17 protein-coding genes are annotated in these 16,223 nt (G+C 71.7%); 9 read left to right on the top strand and 8 right to left on the bottom strand.

Annotated elements, in window-relative coordinates:
- Positions 1–83: 83 nt before the first annotated feature.
- Positions 84–896, bottom strand: a complete 813-nt coding sequence (locus HHX30_RS37750) for a methyltransferase domain-containing protein (protein WP_169988732.1) — start codon at positions 894–896, stop codon at positions 84–86.
- A 108-nt stretch (positions 897–1,004) separates the two neighbouring features.
- On the opposite strand from HHX30_RS37750, the gene HHX30_RS37745 reads away from it, so the two are divergent.
- From HHX30_RS37745 to HHX30_RS37735, 3 genes are read left to right on the top strand one after another with little or no spacing between them, the layout of a single operon-like run.
- Positions 1,005–1,958, top strand: coding sequence for a DNA polymerase domain-containing protein (locus HHX30_RS37745; RefSeq protein ID WP_169988730.1), 954 nt, complete (start codon positions 1,005–1,007; stop codon positions 1,956–1,958).
- Positions 1,959–1,994: 36 nt separating this feature from the next.
- Entirely contained in the window at positions 1,995–3,611 is a 1,617-nt protein-coding gene (locus HHX30_RS37740) for an MFS transporter (RefSeq protein WP_169988728.1), read from the top strand.
- Positions 3,612–3,628: 17 nt separating this feature from the next.
- Entirely contained in the window at positions 3,629–4,243 is a 615-nt protein-coding gene (locus tag HHX30_RS37735; protein ID WP_169988726.1) for a TetR/AcrR family transcriptional regulator, read from the top strand.
- 5 nt (positions 4,244–4,248) lie between these two features.
- On the opposite strand, the gene HHX30_RS37730 is transcribed toward HHX30_RS37735, so the two are convergent.
- Positions 4,249–5,073 carry an SAM-dependent methyltransferase gene (locus HHX30_RS37730; RefSeq protein WP_169988724.1) on the bottom strand — a complete coding sequence of 275 codons (825 nt, stop codon included), beginning with the start codon at positions 5,071–5,073 and terminating at the stop codon, positions 4,249–4,251.
- Positions 5,074–5,189: 116 nt separating this feature from the next.
- Here HHX30_RS37730 and HHX30_RS37725 point away from each other — a divergent pair, with 116 nt between their 5' ends.
- Both HHX30_RS37725 and HHX30_RS37720 read left to right on the top strand, forming a co-directional pair.
- Positions 5,190–5,567: a VOC family protein gene (locus HHX30_RS37725; protein WP_169988722.1), complete on the top strand. Its 378-nt coding sequence runs from the start codon at positions 5,190–5,192 to the stop codon at positions 5,565–5,567.
- Between the two features lie 112 nt (positions 5,568–5,679).
- The gene (locus HHX30_RS37720) at positions 5,680–6,519 is read left to right on the top strand and encodes a hypothetical protein (protein WP_169988721.1); all 840 of its coding nucleotides are present in this window, start codon (positions 5,680–5,682) and stop codon (positions 6,517–6,519) included.
- 8 nt (positions 6,520–6,527) lie between these two features.
- On the opposite strand, the gene HHX30_RS37715 is transcribed toward HHX30_RS37720, so the two are convergent.
- The gene (locus HHX30_RS37715) at positions 6,528–7,391 is read right to left on the bottom strand and encodes an aldo/keto reductase (protein WP_169988719.1); all 864 of its coding nucleotides are present in this window, start codon (positions 7,389–7,391) and stop codon (positions 6,528–6,530) included.
- A 213-nt stretch (positions 7,392–7,604) separates the two neighbouring features.
- On the opposite strand from HHX30_RS37715, the gene HHX30_RS37710 reads away from it, so the two are divergent.
- Positions 7,605–7,748: a hypothetical protein gene (locus HHX30_RS37710; protein ID WP_169988718.1), complete on the top strand. Its 144-nt coding sequence runs from the start codon at positions 7,605–7,607 to the stop codon at positions 7,746–7,748.
- Positions 7,749–8,005: 257 nt separating this feature from the next.
- Here the strand turns inward: HHX30_RS37710 and HHX30_RS37705 are convergent, their stop codons facing one another.
- Entirely contained in the window at positions 8,006–8,800 is a 795-nt protein-coding gene (locus HHX30_RS37705; RefSeq protein ID WP_169988716.1) for an inositol monophosphatase family protein, read from the bottom strand.
- A 268-nt stretch (positions 8,801–9,068) separates the two neighbouring features.
- On the opposite strand from HHX30_RS37705, the gene HHX30_RS37700 reads away from it, so the two are divergent.
- Positions 9,069–10,664 (top strand): fatty acyl-CoA synthetase, encoded by a 1,596-nt coding sequence (locus tag HHX30_RS37700; protein ID WP_169988714.1) that lies wholly within the window; start codon positions 9,069–9,071, stop codon positions 10,662–10,664.
- Positions 10,665–11,844: 1,180 nt separating this feature from the next.
- Here HHX30_RS37700 and HHX30_RS37695 read toward each other — a convergent pair.
- Entirely contained in the window at positions 11,845–12,492 is a 648-nt protein-coding gene (locus tag HHX30_RS37695; protein ID WP_311923021.1) for a protein-L-isoaspartate(D-aspartate) O-methyltransferase, read from the bottom strand.
- A 172-nt stretch (positions 12,493–12,664) separates the two neighbouring features.
- Complete coding sequence (locus HHX30_RS37690; protein ID WP_169988712.1) at positions 12,665–13,225, bottom strand: cysteine hydrolase family protein; 561 nt, start codon at positions 13,223–13,225, stop codon at positions 12,665–12,667.
- Between the two features lie 122 nt (positions 13,226–13,347).
- On the opposite strand from HHX30_RS37690, the gene HHX30_RS37685 reads away from it, so the two are divergent.
- Both HHX30_RS37685 and HHX30_RS37680 read left to right on the top strand, forming a co-directional pair.
- On the top strand, positions 13,348–13,776 hold the full coding sequence (locus HHX30_RS37685) for an Rrf2 family transcriptional regulator (protein WP_169988710.1): 429 nt from the start codon (positions 13,348–13,350) through the stop codon (positions 13,774–13,776).
- 73 nt (positions 13,777–13,849) lie between these two features.
- On the top strand, positions 13,850–15,031 hold the full coding sequence (locus HHX30_RS37680) for a globin domain-containing protein (protein WP_169988708.1): 1,182 nt from the start codon (positions 13,850–13,852) through the stop codon (positions 15,029–15,031).
- Between the two features lie 54 nt (positions 15,032–15,085).
- On the opposite strand, the gene HHX30_RS37675 is transcribed toward HHX30_RS37680, so the two are convergent.
- Both HHX30_RS37675 and HHX30_RS37670 read right to left on the bottom strand, forming a co-directional pair.
- Positions 15,086–15,895, bottom strand: a complete 810-nt coding sequence (locus HHX30_RS37675; protein WP_169988706.1) for an SAM-dependent methyltransferase — start codon at positions 15,893–15,895, stop codon at positions 15,086–15,088.
- A gap of 125 nt (positions 15,896–16,020) precedes the next feature.
- The coding region (locus tag HHX30_RS37670) for a family 1 glycosylhydrolase (RefSeq protein ID WP_169988704.1) at positions 16,021–16,223 on the bottom strand (203 nt) is incomplete at its 5' end.

The following is a 16,223-nucleotide window of genomic DNA, read 5'->3' as shown; positions in this document are numbered from 1 at the left end:
GCACCGTCCCCCGTCCGCGCCGGAGGCAAGCACGGCGCGGCCGTGGCGGGGCTGCGGGGGCCGTTCCCCGGCGTTCACCCGGGTCAGGTCACGCGGCAGAGGATCTCGCCGTGCAGGACACTGAACCAGCCGTCCTCGCTCGCGGCCCATTCCCGCCAGCCGCCGGCGATCCGGCGCAGGTCGTCCCGCGTGGCGTGTCCGCCCTCGATCGCGCGGCCGGCATAGGAGGACTGGACCGTGCGGTCGGCCCACAGGCCGCCCCACCAGGCCCGCTCCTCGGGGGTGGCATAGCACCAGGTGGCCGACGACGAGGTGATCTCGGTGAAGCCCGCCTCCCTGGCCCAGGCGCGCAGACGGCGCCCGGCGTCGGGCTCGCCGCCGTTGGCGCGGGCCACCCGGCGGTAGAGGTCCAGCCAGTCGTCCAGGGCCGGGATCCGCGGATACCACACGAAACCGGCGTAGTCGGAGTCACGGACCGCCACGATCCCGCCCGGCTTGGTCACCCGCCGCATCTCGCGCAGCGCGCTCACCGGGTCGCCGACGTGCTGCAGGACCTGGTGGGCGTGCACGACGCAGAAGGACGCGTCGGGGTAGCCGAGCGCGTGCACGTCGGCGGTCGCGAAGCTCACGTTGCCCAGGCCGCGCCCCTCCGCCTCTCGGCGTGCCCGTTCCAGGACGCCCGGCTCGCTGTCGACACCGATCACCTCGCCCCGCGGCACCAGTTCGGCCAGGTCGGCGGTGATCGTGCCCGGGCCGCAGCCGACGTCCAGGATCCGCATGTGGGGCTTCAGCGCACCCAGCAGGTACGCCGCCGAGTTGGCGGCCGTACGCCAGCGGTGGGAGCGCAGAACGGACTCGTGGTGGCCGTGGGTGTACACGGCCGTTTCGTTCGCCATGCCGGCCACGGTTTCACACGTCTCGATATTTGAGCAAATATGTCTCATATATTGAGCGAATATCTGGGGGCGTTGATTCCGGCGGCCGGTCACGGGCATGGTGATCGGATGACCAGCGATGAGGTTCGCGACGGAGTCACGCTGACCAACCTCGACCAGCCGCTTTTCGACGGCGCGGGCGCGACCAAGCGCGACCTGGTCGACTACCTGGACGCGGTCCGCGACCGCGTCATCCCGGTGCTGCGCGAGCGCCCGCTGTCCGTGGTGCGGGTGCGGCAGGGGCAGGCGCCGTTCATGCAGAAGAACGTGCCCTCGTACGCCCCGGACTGGGTGCGGACGGTCACCCTGTGGGCCGAGTCGTCACAGCGGCGGGTGTCGTACGCCCTGTGCGACGACCGGCGCACCCTGCTGTGGCTCGCCAACCAGCGGGCGGTGGAGTATCACCCGGCCCTCGTCCGCGCCGGGGAGTGGGACCGTCCCACGCATCTCGTGCTCGACATCGACCCGCCGTCGGCCGAGGCGTTCCCGCAGGCCGTCGCCACCGCCCGCCTGGTCGGCCGGGCGCTGGCCGACGCCGGCCTGGCCGGGGCGGTGAAGACCAGCGGCGCGAAGGGCCTGCACGTGTTCGTCCCGCTGGAGGCGCACACCACGGAGGACGTCGCCGCCGCCACCCGCGCGCTCGGCGTACGCGCGGAACGCCTCGACCCCGCCCTCGCCACGACGGCGTTCATCCGGGAGGACCGGGGGGACAGGGTGTTCGTCGATTCGACCCGGTCGGGCGGCGCGACCGTGGTCGCCGCCTACAGCCCGCGCGTACGGCCCGGCGTCCCGGTGTCGTTCCCGGTCGCCTGGGACGACCTGGACCGGGTCACGCCCGGCGACTTCACCGTGCGCACGGCGGCGGGCCTGCTGCGCGAGAGCGACCCCTGGGCCGTGCTCATGCCGGAGCCCCAGCGGCTGCCCCGCGACCTGATCGAGGAAGGCCACACGATCCCGGTCGCCCGCGTCCAGGCCATGCACGAGGGCAAACGCCGCGCCCGAGCCCGCCGCGCCACCTCGTGAGGAGTTTGGCGACACAGCGTTGCTATAGTTCGCGACATGTCGTCGCCAAACTCGCGCCAGAGCTGGCTCCCCCTGGTCGTACTCGCCACCGGCGTGTCGATGGTCGTCGTCGACGCCACGATCGTGAACGTGGCGGTGCCCGCGATCATCGCCGACCTCGGCCTCGGCGCCACCGACGTGGAGTGGGTCAACTCGATCTACTCGCTGATGTTCGCGGCACTGCTCATCCCGTTCGGCCGTGCCGGTGACCGGTACGGCAGACGCCGCCTGTTCGCCCTGGGTGTCGCGGTCTTCCTGCTGGCGAGCGTGCTGGCGGCGATGTCGGTGAACGGGCCCATGCTCATCGGCGTCCGGGCCGTGCAGGGGGCCGGGGCGGCGATGGCCGTCCCGATGACCCTCGCGATCATCAACCGCGTCTACGCGGGCCGCCAGCGGGTGATCGCCTTCGCGGTGTGGGGCTCCATCATCGGCGGCATGGCCGCCGTCGGCCCGCTGGTGGGAGGCTGGCTGGTCACCGACCACGGCTGGCGGGCCGCGTTCTGGATCAACCTGCCCATCGGCGCGCTGCTCCTGCTCGGCTCGCTGCGGGTGCCCGAGTCGCGCGACGGCCGCGCGGCCGGCGGCGACCTGGCCGGGCTCGTCCTCGCCGTACTCGGCACGACCGGCGTCGTCTTCGCCCTGATCGAGGGCCAGAAGTACGGCTGGTGGGAGCCGCGGCGGACCGCCGACCTGTTCGGCCTGCGGTTCGAGAGCGTCTCCCCCGTGCCGTTCGCCTTCGGCGTCGGCATCCTCGCGCTGGTCGCCCTCGTCGTGCGCGAACGGCGGCGCGAGCGCGCCGGGCGGCCCGTGCTCGTGGACCTGACGCTGTTCGAGCTGCCGAGCTTCCGCTACGGCGCGATGGCCGCGGTGATCGTGGCGCTCGGCGAGTTCGGCATGATCCTCGTGCTGCCGCTCTTCCTGCAGTCCGCGCTCGGCTACACCGCCTTCCGGGCGGGGCTCGTCATCGCCGCGCTGGCCCTCGGCACCTTCCTCGCGGGCGGACTGGTCCCCCCGCTGTCGAAGAAGTTGTCCCCCCGGGCCATCGTGCGGATCGGCCTTGGCATGGAGGCCGTCGGCGCGGCCGGGATCGGCCTGTCCCTGTCTCCGGACATGGGCCCCTGGCGGCCCGTGCCGTGGCTGCTCCTCTACGGCGCGGGCATCGGCTTCGCCACGGCTCAGCTCACCGGCGTCCTCATGGCCGACGTGCCGGCCCGTCTGTCCGGTGGCGCGTCCGCCCTCCAGAGCACGGTCCGCCAGCTCGGCGCGGCGCTGGGAATCGCCGTCCTGGGCGGGGTGCTGGTGTCCGGGCTCGGCTCCGCGGTCGAGCGGGGGCTCGCCGACCGGCCGGAACAGGTGCGCACGAGCACGGCCCGCATGGTCGAGGAGAGCGCCGGCGCCGCCATCCCCGCGCTGCGCGACCCGGCGATCCACGCGGCGGCGGTCGAGGCGGCCTCGGAGGCCACCCGCAGGGTCACGTTCATCACGGCGCTGGCGCTGCTGGCCGGAGTCGGCGTCACCCTCCTGCTCCCCCGCACACCGGTCGTGCGGGACGAGGCGCCGGAGCGGGTCGCGGCGGGCGGGCCGGATACTGGAGGTCGCGACCCGGACCTGTAGGAGCCCTGGAGGGGGAGATGCCGAGGATCAGCGCGGCGACCGTCGCGGATCACCGGGCCAACCAGCACGCCGCCCTGCTGGAGGCGGCGCGGGAGATCCTGGCCGCCGAGGGCGTGCACGCGCTCACCCCGGCGGCCGTCGGCGCCCGGATCGGCCTGGCCCGCTCCAGCGTCTACCGCTACTTCGCCTCCACCGCCGACATCCTGGCGCAGCTCGTGGAGGACGCCCTCCCCCGCTGGTCGGCCCGGCTGCGCGACGCCATCGCGCCCACCGCCGCGCCGGACGGCTCGCTGCCCGCCAGGATCCGCGCGTACGGCAGGGCCGCGCTGGACTTCGTCGGCAGCCCCGACTACGCGCTGATCCCGGCCCTGCAGGCGATCGGACTGCCGGGCGAGTGCCGGCTCCGGCTGGACGAGCTGCACGGCGAGCTGATCACGCCGCTCGCCGACGCGCTGCGCGAGGCCGGGGCCGACCACCCCGCGCTGCGGGCCGAGCTGGCGTGGGGCGTGCTGAAGGCGGGGGCCCGCCGCCTCATGCCGGACGTCGCGGCGTACGACCCGGCGACCGTGACGGCGGACGCGGACGAGGTCATCGAGATCACCCTCGACGTGCTCACCCGCGCCCTGCGGTAGGCCGCTCAGGGTTTGCGGCCGACGGCTCCCACGATGCCGGAGTCGCCCGGGTCCGTCGGCACGTCCCAGGGGACGTCGGGCCGCCACGCCTGCACGGGGACGAGGCCGGGTTCGATGATCTCCAGACCGTCGAAGTAGGACGCGATCCGCGCCAGTGACCTGCCCGCGAGCCCTCCGGAGGGGGTGGCCGAGTAGACCTGCTTGCTCGCCTCGACGACCTCCTCCCGGATGTCGCCCTTGTAGATGTGCGACAGCACCAGGTGGCCGCCCGGGACCAGCCGTTCGCGTATCTCCGCCACGATGCGGTCGGCCGCCTCGTCCTCGGTCACGAAGTGCAGCACCGAGACCAGGAGGACGGCGAACGGCCGGGTGAAGTCGATGTGGGCCCGCACCGCCGGGTCGTCGAAGATGGCGCCGGGATCGCGCAGGTCACCGCTCACGACCGTCGTGTCCCGGTTGTCGGCCAGCAGCGCCCGCGCGTGGACCAGGACGACGGGGTCGTTGTCGACGTACACGACCCGCGATCCCGGGGCGTACCGCTGCGCGACCTGGTGGACGTTCTCCTGCGTCGGCAGTCCGGCGCCGATGTCGACGAACTGGGTGACGCCCGACCGGGCCAGGTGCCGTACGGCCCGGCCGAGGAAGCCGCGGTTCTCCCGGGCGATCTCCCGCCCGTCGTTGCCCATCTGCCGGCCGATGGCGAGCATCTTCTCCGCGGCCTCCCGGTCGGCCGGGAAGTTGTCCTTGCCGCCCAGGTAGTAGTCGTACATCCGGGCGACGCTGGGGACGGAGGGATCGATGCCCGCCGGTGCGCGTCCGAAGTCGTCCATGCGTCGCTCCTCGCCGATGGGATCGCTCCCATGCATTCGATGGCCTTGAAGATCATCCCCCGAGATTCATCCCTGGGCAACGGGGCAGCGGCACGGTGACGATCTCAGGAGGACGCATGGCCCCACGCCTGACCCTGACGGCGGCGGTGCTGAACGCACCCGACGCACGCGAACTGGCGGTCTTCTACCAGCGGCTGCTGGGCTGGCCGATCGACGACGACGAGCCCGGATGGGTGACGCTACGCCCGCCCGGCGGCGGGACGGGCCTGTCGTTCCAGACCGAGAAGCTCTACCAGCGGCCCGTATGGCCCGCGGAGCCCGGGGAGCAGCAGATGATGCTCCACCTGGACATCGAGGTGGACGACCTCGACACGGCCGGCGCCCACGCCGCCGAGGCGGGCGCGACCCTCGCCGAATACCAGCCGCAGGACGACGTGCGGGTCTACCTCGATCCGGCCGGGCACCCGTTCTGCCTGTGGGTCAGGACGGGCTGACCTTTGTGCGGATGATCTGGCCGCGAGAACGGCGGCCGTGTGAAAGCGGATTAATGCGGGCGACATTCCACGGACCGTGACCATGTAACAACGCCTGGTCAGACTTCCGGATATGAGCGAACCGAGAAATGCCGCCGACGGGGGCGGGCACGCGTCTCCCGGCCCGCATATCCCCCACGGGGTCCGATCCTGGCGCCGGGAGATCGCGGAGCTGGCCGCGCTCTTCCTCGCCGTCGGCCTCGCCCACGTGATCACCACCCTGCTCGGCCATCGGGACCCCGGCCCGGTGGTCCTCGTCGGCCTCGGCCTGGCACTGATCCTCGGCTCCGCCGCGCACCGGCGGCTGTCGGCCACGGGAGCCGTACGGCCGCGCGCCCGCGTCAGGGCGGAGCAGCCCACGAGCCTGTGGCGGGTGCGGGCCGGGGTCGCCGAGCGCCCCGGCCGCCTCGCCGCACTCGCCGGGGCGTTCGCCCGGCTGCACTGCAACATCCTCGCCCTGCAGATCGCTCCCGCGGGCAGCGCGGCGATGACGACGGGAGACTGCGACGCGCTGGACGAGTTCATCGTCGAGGCCCCGGCCACGCTCACGCCCCTCGACCTGTGGCGCGCGGTCGACCGGGCCGGCGGGGTGGCCGCCGTCGTCGTGCCCGCCCAGGTCAGGGACCTCATCGACCCCGGCATCCAGGCGCTGCTGCTGGGTCAGCGCGTACGCGACGACCCGGGAGAACTGGTCGCGGCCATGACCGAGCTGCTGCGCACGGCCGAGGTCGGGTGGCACGAGCCCGGCGAGCCGGCTCTTGAGGAGGGACCGGCCGTGATGACCATTCCCGTGCACGCGGGCGCCGCGTTGGTGGCGCGGCGGCCGGATCTGCCGTTCACGCCGACCGAGGCGGCGCGGGCCGCCGCGCTGGCCGCGGCGGCCCGGCACCGTCACTGGGCGGCGGACGAGTGAGGTGATCCTCAGCCCGCGGCGTCGAGCCTGGACAGCTCCTCGGGCGACAGCTCCAGGTCTGCCGCCTTGACCGAGTCGAGGATCGTCTCCGGCCGCGACGAGCCGGGGATCGGGATCACCACCGGCGCCTTGGCCAGCATCCAGGCCAGGCACACCTGCTGCGGGCTCACGTTGTGGGCCCGCGCCACCTCGGCGAAGGGCGCGAAACGCGAGCCCAGCTCGCCCGCCCGGGAGATGCCGCCGAGCGGGCTCCAGGGCAGGAACGCGATGCCCATCTCCGCGCACAGCTCCAGCTCCGGCTCGCTGGATCGGAAGGACGGGGAGAACTGGTTCTGCACGCCGACCAGACGGCCGCCGAGGATGTCGCCCGCCCGGCGGATCTGCTCGGGGTTCGCGTTGGAGATGCCGGCGTAGCGGATCTTGCCCGCGTCCAGCAGGTCGCGGATCGCGCCGACCGACTCCTCGTACGGCACCCGCGGGTCGGGCCGGTGGAACTGGTAGAGGCCGATCGCGTCGACGCCCAGCCGCTTGAGCGAGGCGTCGCAGGCCTGCTTGAGATAGTCGGGCGAGCCGTTGAGCGTCCACGAGCCGTCACCCGGGCGCAGGTGCCCGCCCTTGGTGGCGACCAGCACGTCCGAGGTGTCCCCGTCGTAGCTCGCCAGAGCCTTGGCGATGAGCAGCTCGTTGTGGCCCACCTCGTCCGCGTGCAGGTGATAGGCGTCGGCCGTGTCGATCAGCGTCACCCCGGCGTCCAGCGCCGCGTGGATGGTCGCGATGGAGCGCTGCTCGTCGGGACGCCCCTCGATGGACATCGGCATGCCCCCGAGACCGATCGCGCCGACCTGCACGTCGCCGATGCGGCGAGTCCGCATGGAAGATCCCCCTTCTAGACACAGATCAGAGTTCTGGGTCCTATCCTCCGAATTCGGCCTCAAGCCGTCCAATCGCAGGTTTTCGCTGAGGTCGTTACGAACCCGCGACGCGTTCGCCTTGCTCAAATCGGTCAAATCATTACATAGTTCTCTATGCCCTTACCGGCTCGGGTAGTGCCCGGGCCAGGACCCACCGAGGACAAAGGCGGCCCCATGAGCGTGCACGTTCACGTCCGGCTCACCGACGGTTACGCCGTCACCGAGGACGGACAGCTGCTGGAGCACAGCAGCTGCCACTGCGGCGCCTCGTGGGAGAAGACCTACCCGGTGGACGAGGGCAAGCCCGAAAGCATCTGAGCCACCGGCACGCCGGCGGGTTCCTCCATCGGATCTTCACGAAGAGGCGGGCAGCGAGAGCTGGACGGCCTTGACCCCGACGCGCTGCTGGTGCTGCTGCTCACGCTGGCGGCGTACTGCCTGGTCCGGGCACAGGAGAAGGTACGCGTACTACACCCGGTCGCGCTGGCCCCGCCGGTCGCCGCGCTCGTGGGCATGGGCGCGGCCCTGCTGACCTCACCCCCGCGGCCACTCCGGCAACGGCCGCCTGACCGTGCTCACCGATCGGCGCGGGCGATGATCTCCAGCAGCGCGCTGTGCGTCTCCCGGTCGGCCGCCACGACGAGCCCGCCGGCGCCGGTGTGCAGTGGCTCGCCGTGTATGCCGGTCACCACGCATCCGGCGGCCCGGCACAGCGCGATCCCGCTCGCGAAGTGCACGCTGTCGCGCAGGTGCCCGTCGGTGACGTAGGCAGCGCGGCGACCTGCGGCGACCCACGTCACCGCCAGGGTGGTGGAGACGACCCGGGGGCGGAAACGCGCGGCGAAGCCCGGCTCGGCGAGGAGGCGGGCGGCGTGGAAGGCCGGCGCGTTCGGGAACGGCGGGTCGAGGTTGACGTCCACCAGCCGCGAGTCGGCCGACGGCGTGAGCCGTTCGTCCACACCTTCGCGGCGGACGTACGCGCGGGCGCCGTCGGTCCAGAACACCTCGCCGCCGAACGGGTCGGCACAGGCCGCGGCCGTGGTGGCGGAACCCACACGCAGGGCGACGTTCACCGCGACGAGCATGCTGCGCGCGGCGTAGTTCAGCGTGCCGCACAGAGGATCGACCAGCCACATGCGCTCCGCGCCGTCCCGGCCGGTGCGTCCGCTCTCCTCCCCGGTCACGGCGTCGTCCGGACGCGCCGCGCGGATGACGTCGAGGATGGCCTTCTCCGCCTCGATGTCCGCAGCGGTGGCGAAGTCGCCCGCGGACTTCGCGAAGCGCGTCAGCGACGTCCCGTACATGGCGCGCACGACGGCGGCTCCGGCTTGCGCCGCCGTCAGGGCCAGTTCCTCATCCGTGATCGACACCGGATCAGGACTACCACGACCTTGGCGGCGCTGCTCGCCGCCGTCCTGATACGAGGGGGCGACGCCTCGGCCCACCGCGGCAAGTGGTCCCGGCCGTCGCGGCAAGGGCCTGGGACGGGGTGGGCAGAGCCGAGGCGGGATGGGCAGGGCGGGGCGGGTGGACAGAGCCGGGGTGCTCGGGCAGAGCCGGGGGCGGCCCCTCCCCAAGGCGAGCGCTTCTCACTAGGCTGATCCAGAAGTTTCCTCTGTTCTGGTGTTGGAGCCGCTCATGTCCCCCGCGTCGCCGGATGTCGCCCTCGCCCGCCGCCAGTCGCTCGCGGACCTGCTCAGGCGCTCCGCCCGGCGGCACCCCGGCCGCCTGGCCGTGGCGGACGCGGCCCAATCCCCCCCTGCCCAATCCCGTACGTACGCGGAGCTCGACGAGGACGCGACGCGGGTCGCGGGCGCGCTGGCCGCGCGGGGCGTGCGTCCCGGAGACCGGGTGGCCGTGCTGTCCCGCAACAGCGTGGACTACGTGCGTACGATCTTCGGCGTGGCCCGTGCCGGGGCCGTCCTCGTGCCGGTGAACTTCATGCTCGGGGCCGACGAGATCGCCTACGTGCTGTCCCACTCCGGCGCGGTCGCGCTGATCGCGCAGGACTCCCTGCTGCCCGTGGCGCGGGACGCGGCCAAGCAGGCCGACGGGCTGCGGCTGCGCATGGTGTACGGCACGGCGGACGAGGGCTGGGAGCCGTTCGGCTCTCTGCTCGCCGAGGACGTGGCCGAGCCGGTCGTGCCGATCGGGCCGGACGACCCCGCCCAGATCCTCTACACCTCGGGCACGGAGTCACGCCCGAAGGGCGCCGTGCTGTCCCACGCCGCGCTGATCGCGCAGTACGCCAGCTGTGTCATCGACGGCGGCATGACCCGCGACGACGTGGAACTGCACGCGATGCCGCTCTTCCACTGCGCCCAGCAGCACTGCTTCCTGGTGCCGGACATCCAGCTGGGCGCCTCCAGCCACATCCTCCCCGGGGCCGACCCCGCCGCCGTGCTGGAGGCGATCGAGCGTCACGGCGTGACGAAGTTCTTCGCCCCGCCCACGGTGTGGATCTCGCTGCTGCGGCACCCGGACTTCGAGCGGCGTGACCTGTCCTCGCTCCGCAAGGGCTACTACGGCGCGGCGATCATGCCGGTCGAGGTGCTCAGGGAGATCGGCGAGCGGCTGCCGGACGTAAGGTTGTGGAACTTCTACGGCCAGACGGAGATGGCGCCGGTCGCGGTGATGCTGCAGCCGGAGGACCAGATCCGCAAGGCGGGCTCGGCCGGCCAGGCCGCCCTGAACGTCGAGACCAGGGTCGTGGACGCCGACGGCAACGACGTCGCTCCCGGGGAGATCGGTGAGATCGTGCACCGCAGCCCGCACGCGATCCTCGGCTACCTGGACGACCCCGAGAAGACCGCCGAGGCGTTCCGCGGCGGCTGGTTCCACTCCGGGGACCTCGGCGTGATGGACGAGGAGGGCTACCTGACGGTCGTCGACCGGATCAAGGACATGATCAAGACCGGCGGGGAGAACGTCGCCAGCCGCGAGGTCGAGGAAGTGATCTACGAGCACCCGGCGGTAGCGGAGGTGGCCGTCGTCGGGGTCCGCCACCCGAGCTGGATCGAGGCGGTCGTCGCGATCGTGGTGACCAAGCCGGGCGTGAGCATCACCGAGGAGGAGCTGCGCACTCACGTCCGGGCGCGGCTCGCCGCGTTCAAGGTGCCCAAGGCCGTCGCGTTCGTGGACGCGCTGCCGAAGAACCCGAGCGGCAAGATCCTCAAGCGCGAGCTCCGCGACCGCCACGCCGCCCTCGCCGACCGCATCCCCGGCACCCGTTGAGCGGACCCTGGCCGAAGGCCGGGGAATGGTGATCGTGCGGCACTCATCCGGCCCGCCCGCCTCCTGCGCCGATCCTGAGCGGCGCGATCAGGATGAAAAAGGATCAACGCCAATGGGATTGGGCGTATTCATCCCGCCTGCCTTCGCACTCACGAACCTGGAATCGCGGCCTGCATTCCTCGTATACCTGCGTCGCGCCCACGCAGACGTCACCGTCCACGGTGACACTCCACGCATTCCTGCACCGCTCATATTCGATGTCTCCTTCGACGCAGACATACCTCGGCACTCCATCGAGAGCACGACAGCGGGCGTAGACACCAAGGGCGTCGGCGCATTGGAGGCTGCCGCCCCCTCGGTAAGTGCAGGCCCCATAAACCGCGGACGCTTCACATTCGGGCTCCTTCGCGCCGGCGAACCGGCAATCCAGATATCTGTTCACGACGACGTCCTTCGCCTCGCCGCACATATCGGCCTCCTCCCAGATCACATAGCCCTCCCGGCAGTCGGCCAGCAACGACCTCGCCTGCCCTCGCAGAGCCCTGTGGCTTGCGCAACCCTTCCCTTCGAAGGAGGCTTTTTCGCATCTGCGATATGCGGCCCGCCTGATGCACCGTGTGGCGGACGACCCCTTCTTACAGGGTTTGACGTCTCGGGCAGCGATGCGAGGTGGGCGCACCACGTCCGGGTGAGCCGAACGCGACAAACGAGAGGCGTGCGCCGTCTCAGGCGTGACGTGCGAGCCGCCTTTCGCCGCGGAACCGCCGGTAGCGTAGGTCACGTAGATCGCCCCTACCGCCGATAGCGCGATCAGCCCGAATGAGATGACCACGGCCAGGCGATTCGGTGTGACAGCCCGCCCCATTGTCCTGACCCCCGCCTCTCCCGCCCCTGCCACTCGGCCGTAGCCGCTCGCCGTCACGATGCGACCGAGTTTCGAACGCCTGCGGCGCGTCGAACTCGACCCGAATGATGAAGGCTCGGGATGCGGTCGTATGCCAGGGCGGGCTCAATGGAACCGGTGCAGACACTTCACCACATCATGCGCGATCGAGGCGCACCCGGACACCATAATTCACCCCTTTCAGAATGCCTGCGGGGGTTCGCCGCACCCCGTCCACCGGACGGACAGGTGTGATTACCCGAATCGGCCATTCGGGTGTTCCGGATTTCCGGATGGTCAGGACGGGTAGCCGTAACGGCCGTGGAGGCGGACGAAGCGGGCCAGCGTTAGGACCTGGCGGGGTTCAAGGCCGATGACGGTGCGCTCGAACAGCACGACCTCCTCCCGGCCGCCGGTGCCGATCGGCTGCACCAGACGGCCGCCGAGCCGCAACTGCTCGACCAGCGGCGCGGGCACCGTGGGAAAGGCCGCCGAGACGATGACGGCGTCGTAGGGGGCGTGATCGGGCACTCCCTGGCCGCCGTCGCCGACGAGCACCTCCGCGTTGCGGATGCCCTGCCGGGCGAGGTTGCGCCGCGCCGCGCGCACGAGGTCGGGCCACAGGTCGACGCTGACCACGTCGGCGGCGAGACGGGCGAGCAGCGCGGTCTGGTAGCCGAGGCCGCTGCCGACCTCCAGCACGTGCTCCCGGCCGGTGAGTCCCAGCCCCTCGATCATGTTCGCGGACAGCGACGGCTGGGTGGTCACCTGCCCGTGCGCGATGGGGATCGGCACGTCCTCGTACGCGTGCGCGACGTGTTCGGCGGGGACGAAACCGGCTCTCGGGGTCGAGCGCACGGCCTGGAGCAGGCGCTCGTCACGGACGCCGGCCGCCCGGACGGCCCGGACGAGGTCTTCGGGACAGGCGGCTGCGGTCAAGTCCACCACGCTCACGTTCGACGGCGAGCGGCACCGTCCCCACCCGCGGCCCGCTCACCCGGGGTGATGCCCCCTCAGCCGCGCCGGAATCCGGAGGGCACCCTCCTGGTTGCCGGTGAACCACGCGGGAGCCGTCCCCGCGTCACATCCGGTCAGCGGGGCCCGCGAGCGCGGAGTCTCAGCCCGCGGCGAAGGTCACCTCCGCCGTGCCGACGGTCCCGGCGCGGCGGCCGGGGGCGCTCTGCCACTGCCAGTAGAGGTTGGTGTGCGCGATCACCTGCTCCGGAGCCGGCGCACCGTAGGCCGTGAGGTCCTCGGTGGTGTGCGCGTCGCCGACCAGCGTCACGTCGTATCCGCGGGCGAAGGCCCCGTGGAGGGTCGAGCGGATGCACGCGTCGGTCTGGGCGCCCGTGACGACGAGTCGGCCCACCCCGCGCTCGGCGAGCAGCGCCTCCAGCTCGGTGTCCTCGAACGAGTCGCCGTACCTCTTGTGGACGAGCGGCTCCGCGTCGCGGCGGACCAGCTCCGGCACGTACTGCCAGTTCTCGCTGTCCCGCTTGAGATCGTGGTCGTCCGAGTGCTGCACCCAGATCACCGGCACGTCCTCCGCGCGCGCCTTGCCGACCAGGGTGTCGATGTTCGCGATCACCGTGTCGCGGTTGGGGGCGCCTGCCACCACGCCGTTCTGCACGTCGATGACCAGCAGCGCGGTGTTCGGGCGACCAGCCAGGGTCGTCATGGGTTCCCCCTTCTCGTCACGGATCCTGTCGCGCCCAACCCTAGATCGCGGCACCGACAACTTCAGGCCGTCCCGTGCACCCCAAATTGGAGTGCTGGATACCGATTTGCTAGCGTCGAGACGTGCGGTTGACGAAGTTCACGGACCTGGCCCTGCGCGTCACGATGCGCTTGGCGGTCCTGGAGCCCGGGGCGTCGCTCACCACCCGCCAGGTGGCCGAGGCGATGGCGATCCCCTACAACCACACCGCCAAGGCCATCGCCCGCCTGCAGCACCTCGGCGTCGTGGAGGCCCGCCGGGGCCGCGGGGGTGGTCTGGAGCTGACCGGATTCGGCCGTACGGCGTCGATCGGCTGGCTGGTCCGCGAACTGGAGGGAGAGGGGGAGGTCGTCACCTGCGAGGGGGAGACCCCTTGCCCGCTGCGGGCCGCCTGCAGCCTGCGCGCCGCACTGCGCTCGGCACAGCAGGCCTTCTACGCCTCCCTCGATCCGATCACCGTGGATCAACTGGTCTCCTCCTCGTCGAGACCGGTGCTGCTCACTCTCACCTGACCTGCGCGAACAGGAAGATACGGCAAGTCCACGGCGTTTAATTTGCATCTTGGATACCAATTTGGAGGAAGCCATGCTCTCCCCTGAGTCGGCCGCGACCGTCCGCGCCACCCTGCCCGTGATCGCGGGCGCGATCCAGGACATCACCGCCCGCTTCTACGACACGATGTTCGCGGACAACCCGGAGCTGCTGCGCGACCTGTTCAACCGGGGCAACCAGGCCAACGGCGAGCAGCGCGTCGCGCTGGCGGGCTCGATCGCCGCGTTCGCGACCATGCTGGTGGAGCGCCCCGGTCAGCTTCCCGGAACGATGCTGTCCAGGATCGCCAACAAGCACGCCTCCCTCGGCGTCACCGAGGAGCAGTACGCCGTGGTGCACAAGTACCTGTTCGGCGCCATCGGCGAGGTGCTGGGCGACGCCGTCACGCCCGAGGTCGCCCAGGCGTGGGACGAGGTCTACTGGCTGATGGCCGAGACGCTGATCGGCCTGGAGCGCGACCTCTACCGCGAGGCGGGCCGGGGCTGGACGCGGGCCACCGTGGTCGAGCGGCGCGACGAGTCGGCGGACGCGGTCTCCTTCCTCCTGCACCCGGACCTGCCGATGTCCTTCCGGCCGGGCCAGTACGTCAGCGTCCAGGTGACGCTGCCCGACGGGGCGCGGCAGATCCGGCAGTACAGCCTGTCGAACGCCCCGGAGCGCGGCGACTGGCGGATCACGGTCAAGCGGGCGCGCGGCGAGGGCGCCCCCGAGGGCGAGGTCTCCACCTGGCTGTACGAACACGTCCAGGCCGGTGACGTGCTCGCGGTCTCCGCGCCCTTCGGCGACCTGACCCTGCCCGAGGGCGACGGCCCGCTGCTGCTCGCCTCGGCGGGGATCGGGGTCACCCCCATCCTGTCGATGCTCGACCACCTCGTCGCCACCGGGTCGGAGCGGCGGGTGGTGGTCGTGCACGCCGACCGCTCCCCGGACTCCCACATCCACCGCGAGGAACTCGCGGACCTGGTCGCGGACCTGCCCGGCGCCACCCTGCACCGGTGGTACGAGGACCTCGACCCACGGCACGCGGGTGACGCGGAGCACGCGGGCCTGGCCGACCTGTCGGCGATCGACCTGCCCCGGGACGTCGTGGCCTGCCTGTGCGGGCCGCTGCCGTTCATGCGGGCGGTGCGCGCGCAGTTGGTCGAGCGCGGTGTGCCCGCCTCCGGCATCCACTACGAGGTGTTCGGCCCCGACCTGTGGATCGCGGCCGACTGATCCGGTGACCGGCCCGCCGCTGTCACGCGGCGGGCCGGCTCGTCGAAGACCCCGTCAGCGCAGCAGGCCGACGCCGGCGTAGCCGTCGACCCCGGGGATCCTCGGCAGCTTCGGCTCGCCGGGCTCGGGCCGCCACTCCTCGGTCACGACCAGACCCGGCTCCACCAGGTCGAACCCGTCGAAGAACCGCAGCAGTTCGGCGTGGGTCCGCGGGGTGACCGCCCCGGCGGAGGTGCCCTTGTACAGCTCGCGTCCCTCGCGGATCTTCTCCTCGTCGAGGTCGCCGTACGACAGGTGGCTGATGGCCATCGCGCTGCCGGGGGCGAGCCGCTCGCGCAGTGTGCCGACGATGCGCTCGGCGTCCTCGGTGCCGGGGATGAAGTGCAGCACGGCCACCATGAGAAGGCCCACCGGCTTGCCGAAATCGATGTGCTCGTTGATCCGGGGATCGCCGAGGATGGCCTCGGGCTCGCGCAGGTCGCCGTCCACGACGATCGTCTGGGCGTTGTCGGCCAGCAGGGCCCTGCCGTGGGCGAGCACGATCGGGTCGTTGTCGACGTAGACGACGCGCGAGTCGGGGGCCTCGCCGAGCGCGACCTGGTGGACGTTCTCCTGCGTCGGCAGCCCGGCGCCGATGTCGAGGAACTGACGGATGCCCGCCCGGGCCATGAGGGTCACCGCACGGCGGATGTAGCGCCTGTTGGTGCGCACGCCCTCTCGCGCGTTAGGGGTCAGCTCGATGAGCTTCTCGGCAGCGGCCCGGTCGACGGCGAAGTTGTCCTTGCCACCGAGGAGATAGTCGTAGATCCGGGCGACGCTGGGGACCGTCACGTCGATTCCCGGCGGGCCCTGCTCCTTGTTCATTAGTCCTGCCCTGATGCGCTCGTACGTTGATCACAACGTAGCTGATTAATCAGGATTCGGCGCATCAAAAGGGGAATTGACCGGCACACGCCAGGGCGCGGCCGGCCAATCCGGGCAGGTGTCTCTCAGCCCCCCACGGGGCGCTCACCCCTGGGGGTGCCGGCGACCAGGATGTCGACCGGGGCGGTGGTCGCGGGGCGGGCGGTGACGGGCGCGGTGACGACCGGGTCCGTGATGAAGTCCCGCATCCAGTGGAAGCTGGCCTTCGGCGTGCGCACCTGGGTGTCGTAGTCCACGTGCACGATGCCGAACCTGGCGGAGTAGCCCC

Origin of the sequence: Microbispora sp. H10836, from assembly GCF_012999525.1 — a bacterium.
Lineage (GTDB): Bacteria > Actinomycetota > Actinomycetes > Streptosporangiales > Streptosporangiaceae > Microbispora.
Note: the sequence above shows the minus strand (reverse complement) of the source record. Positions and strands in the feature narration are given on the sequence as shown.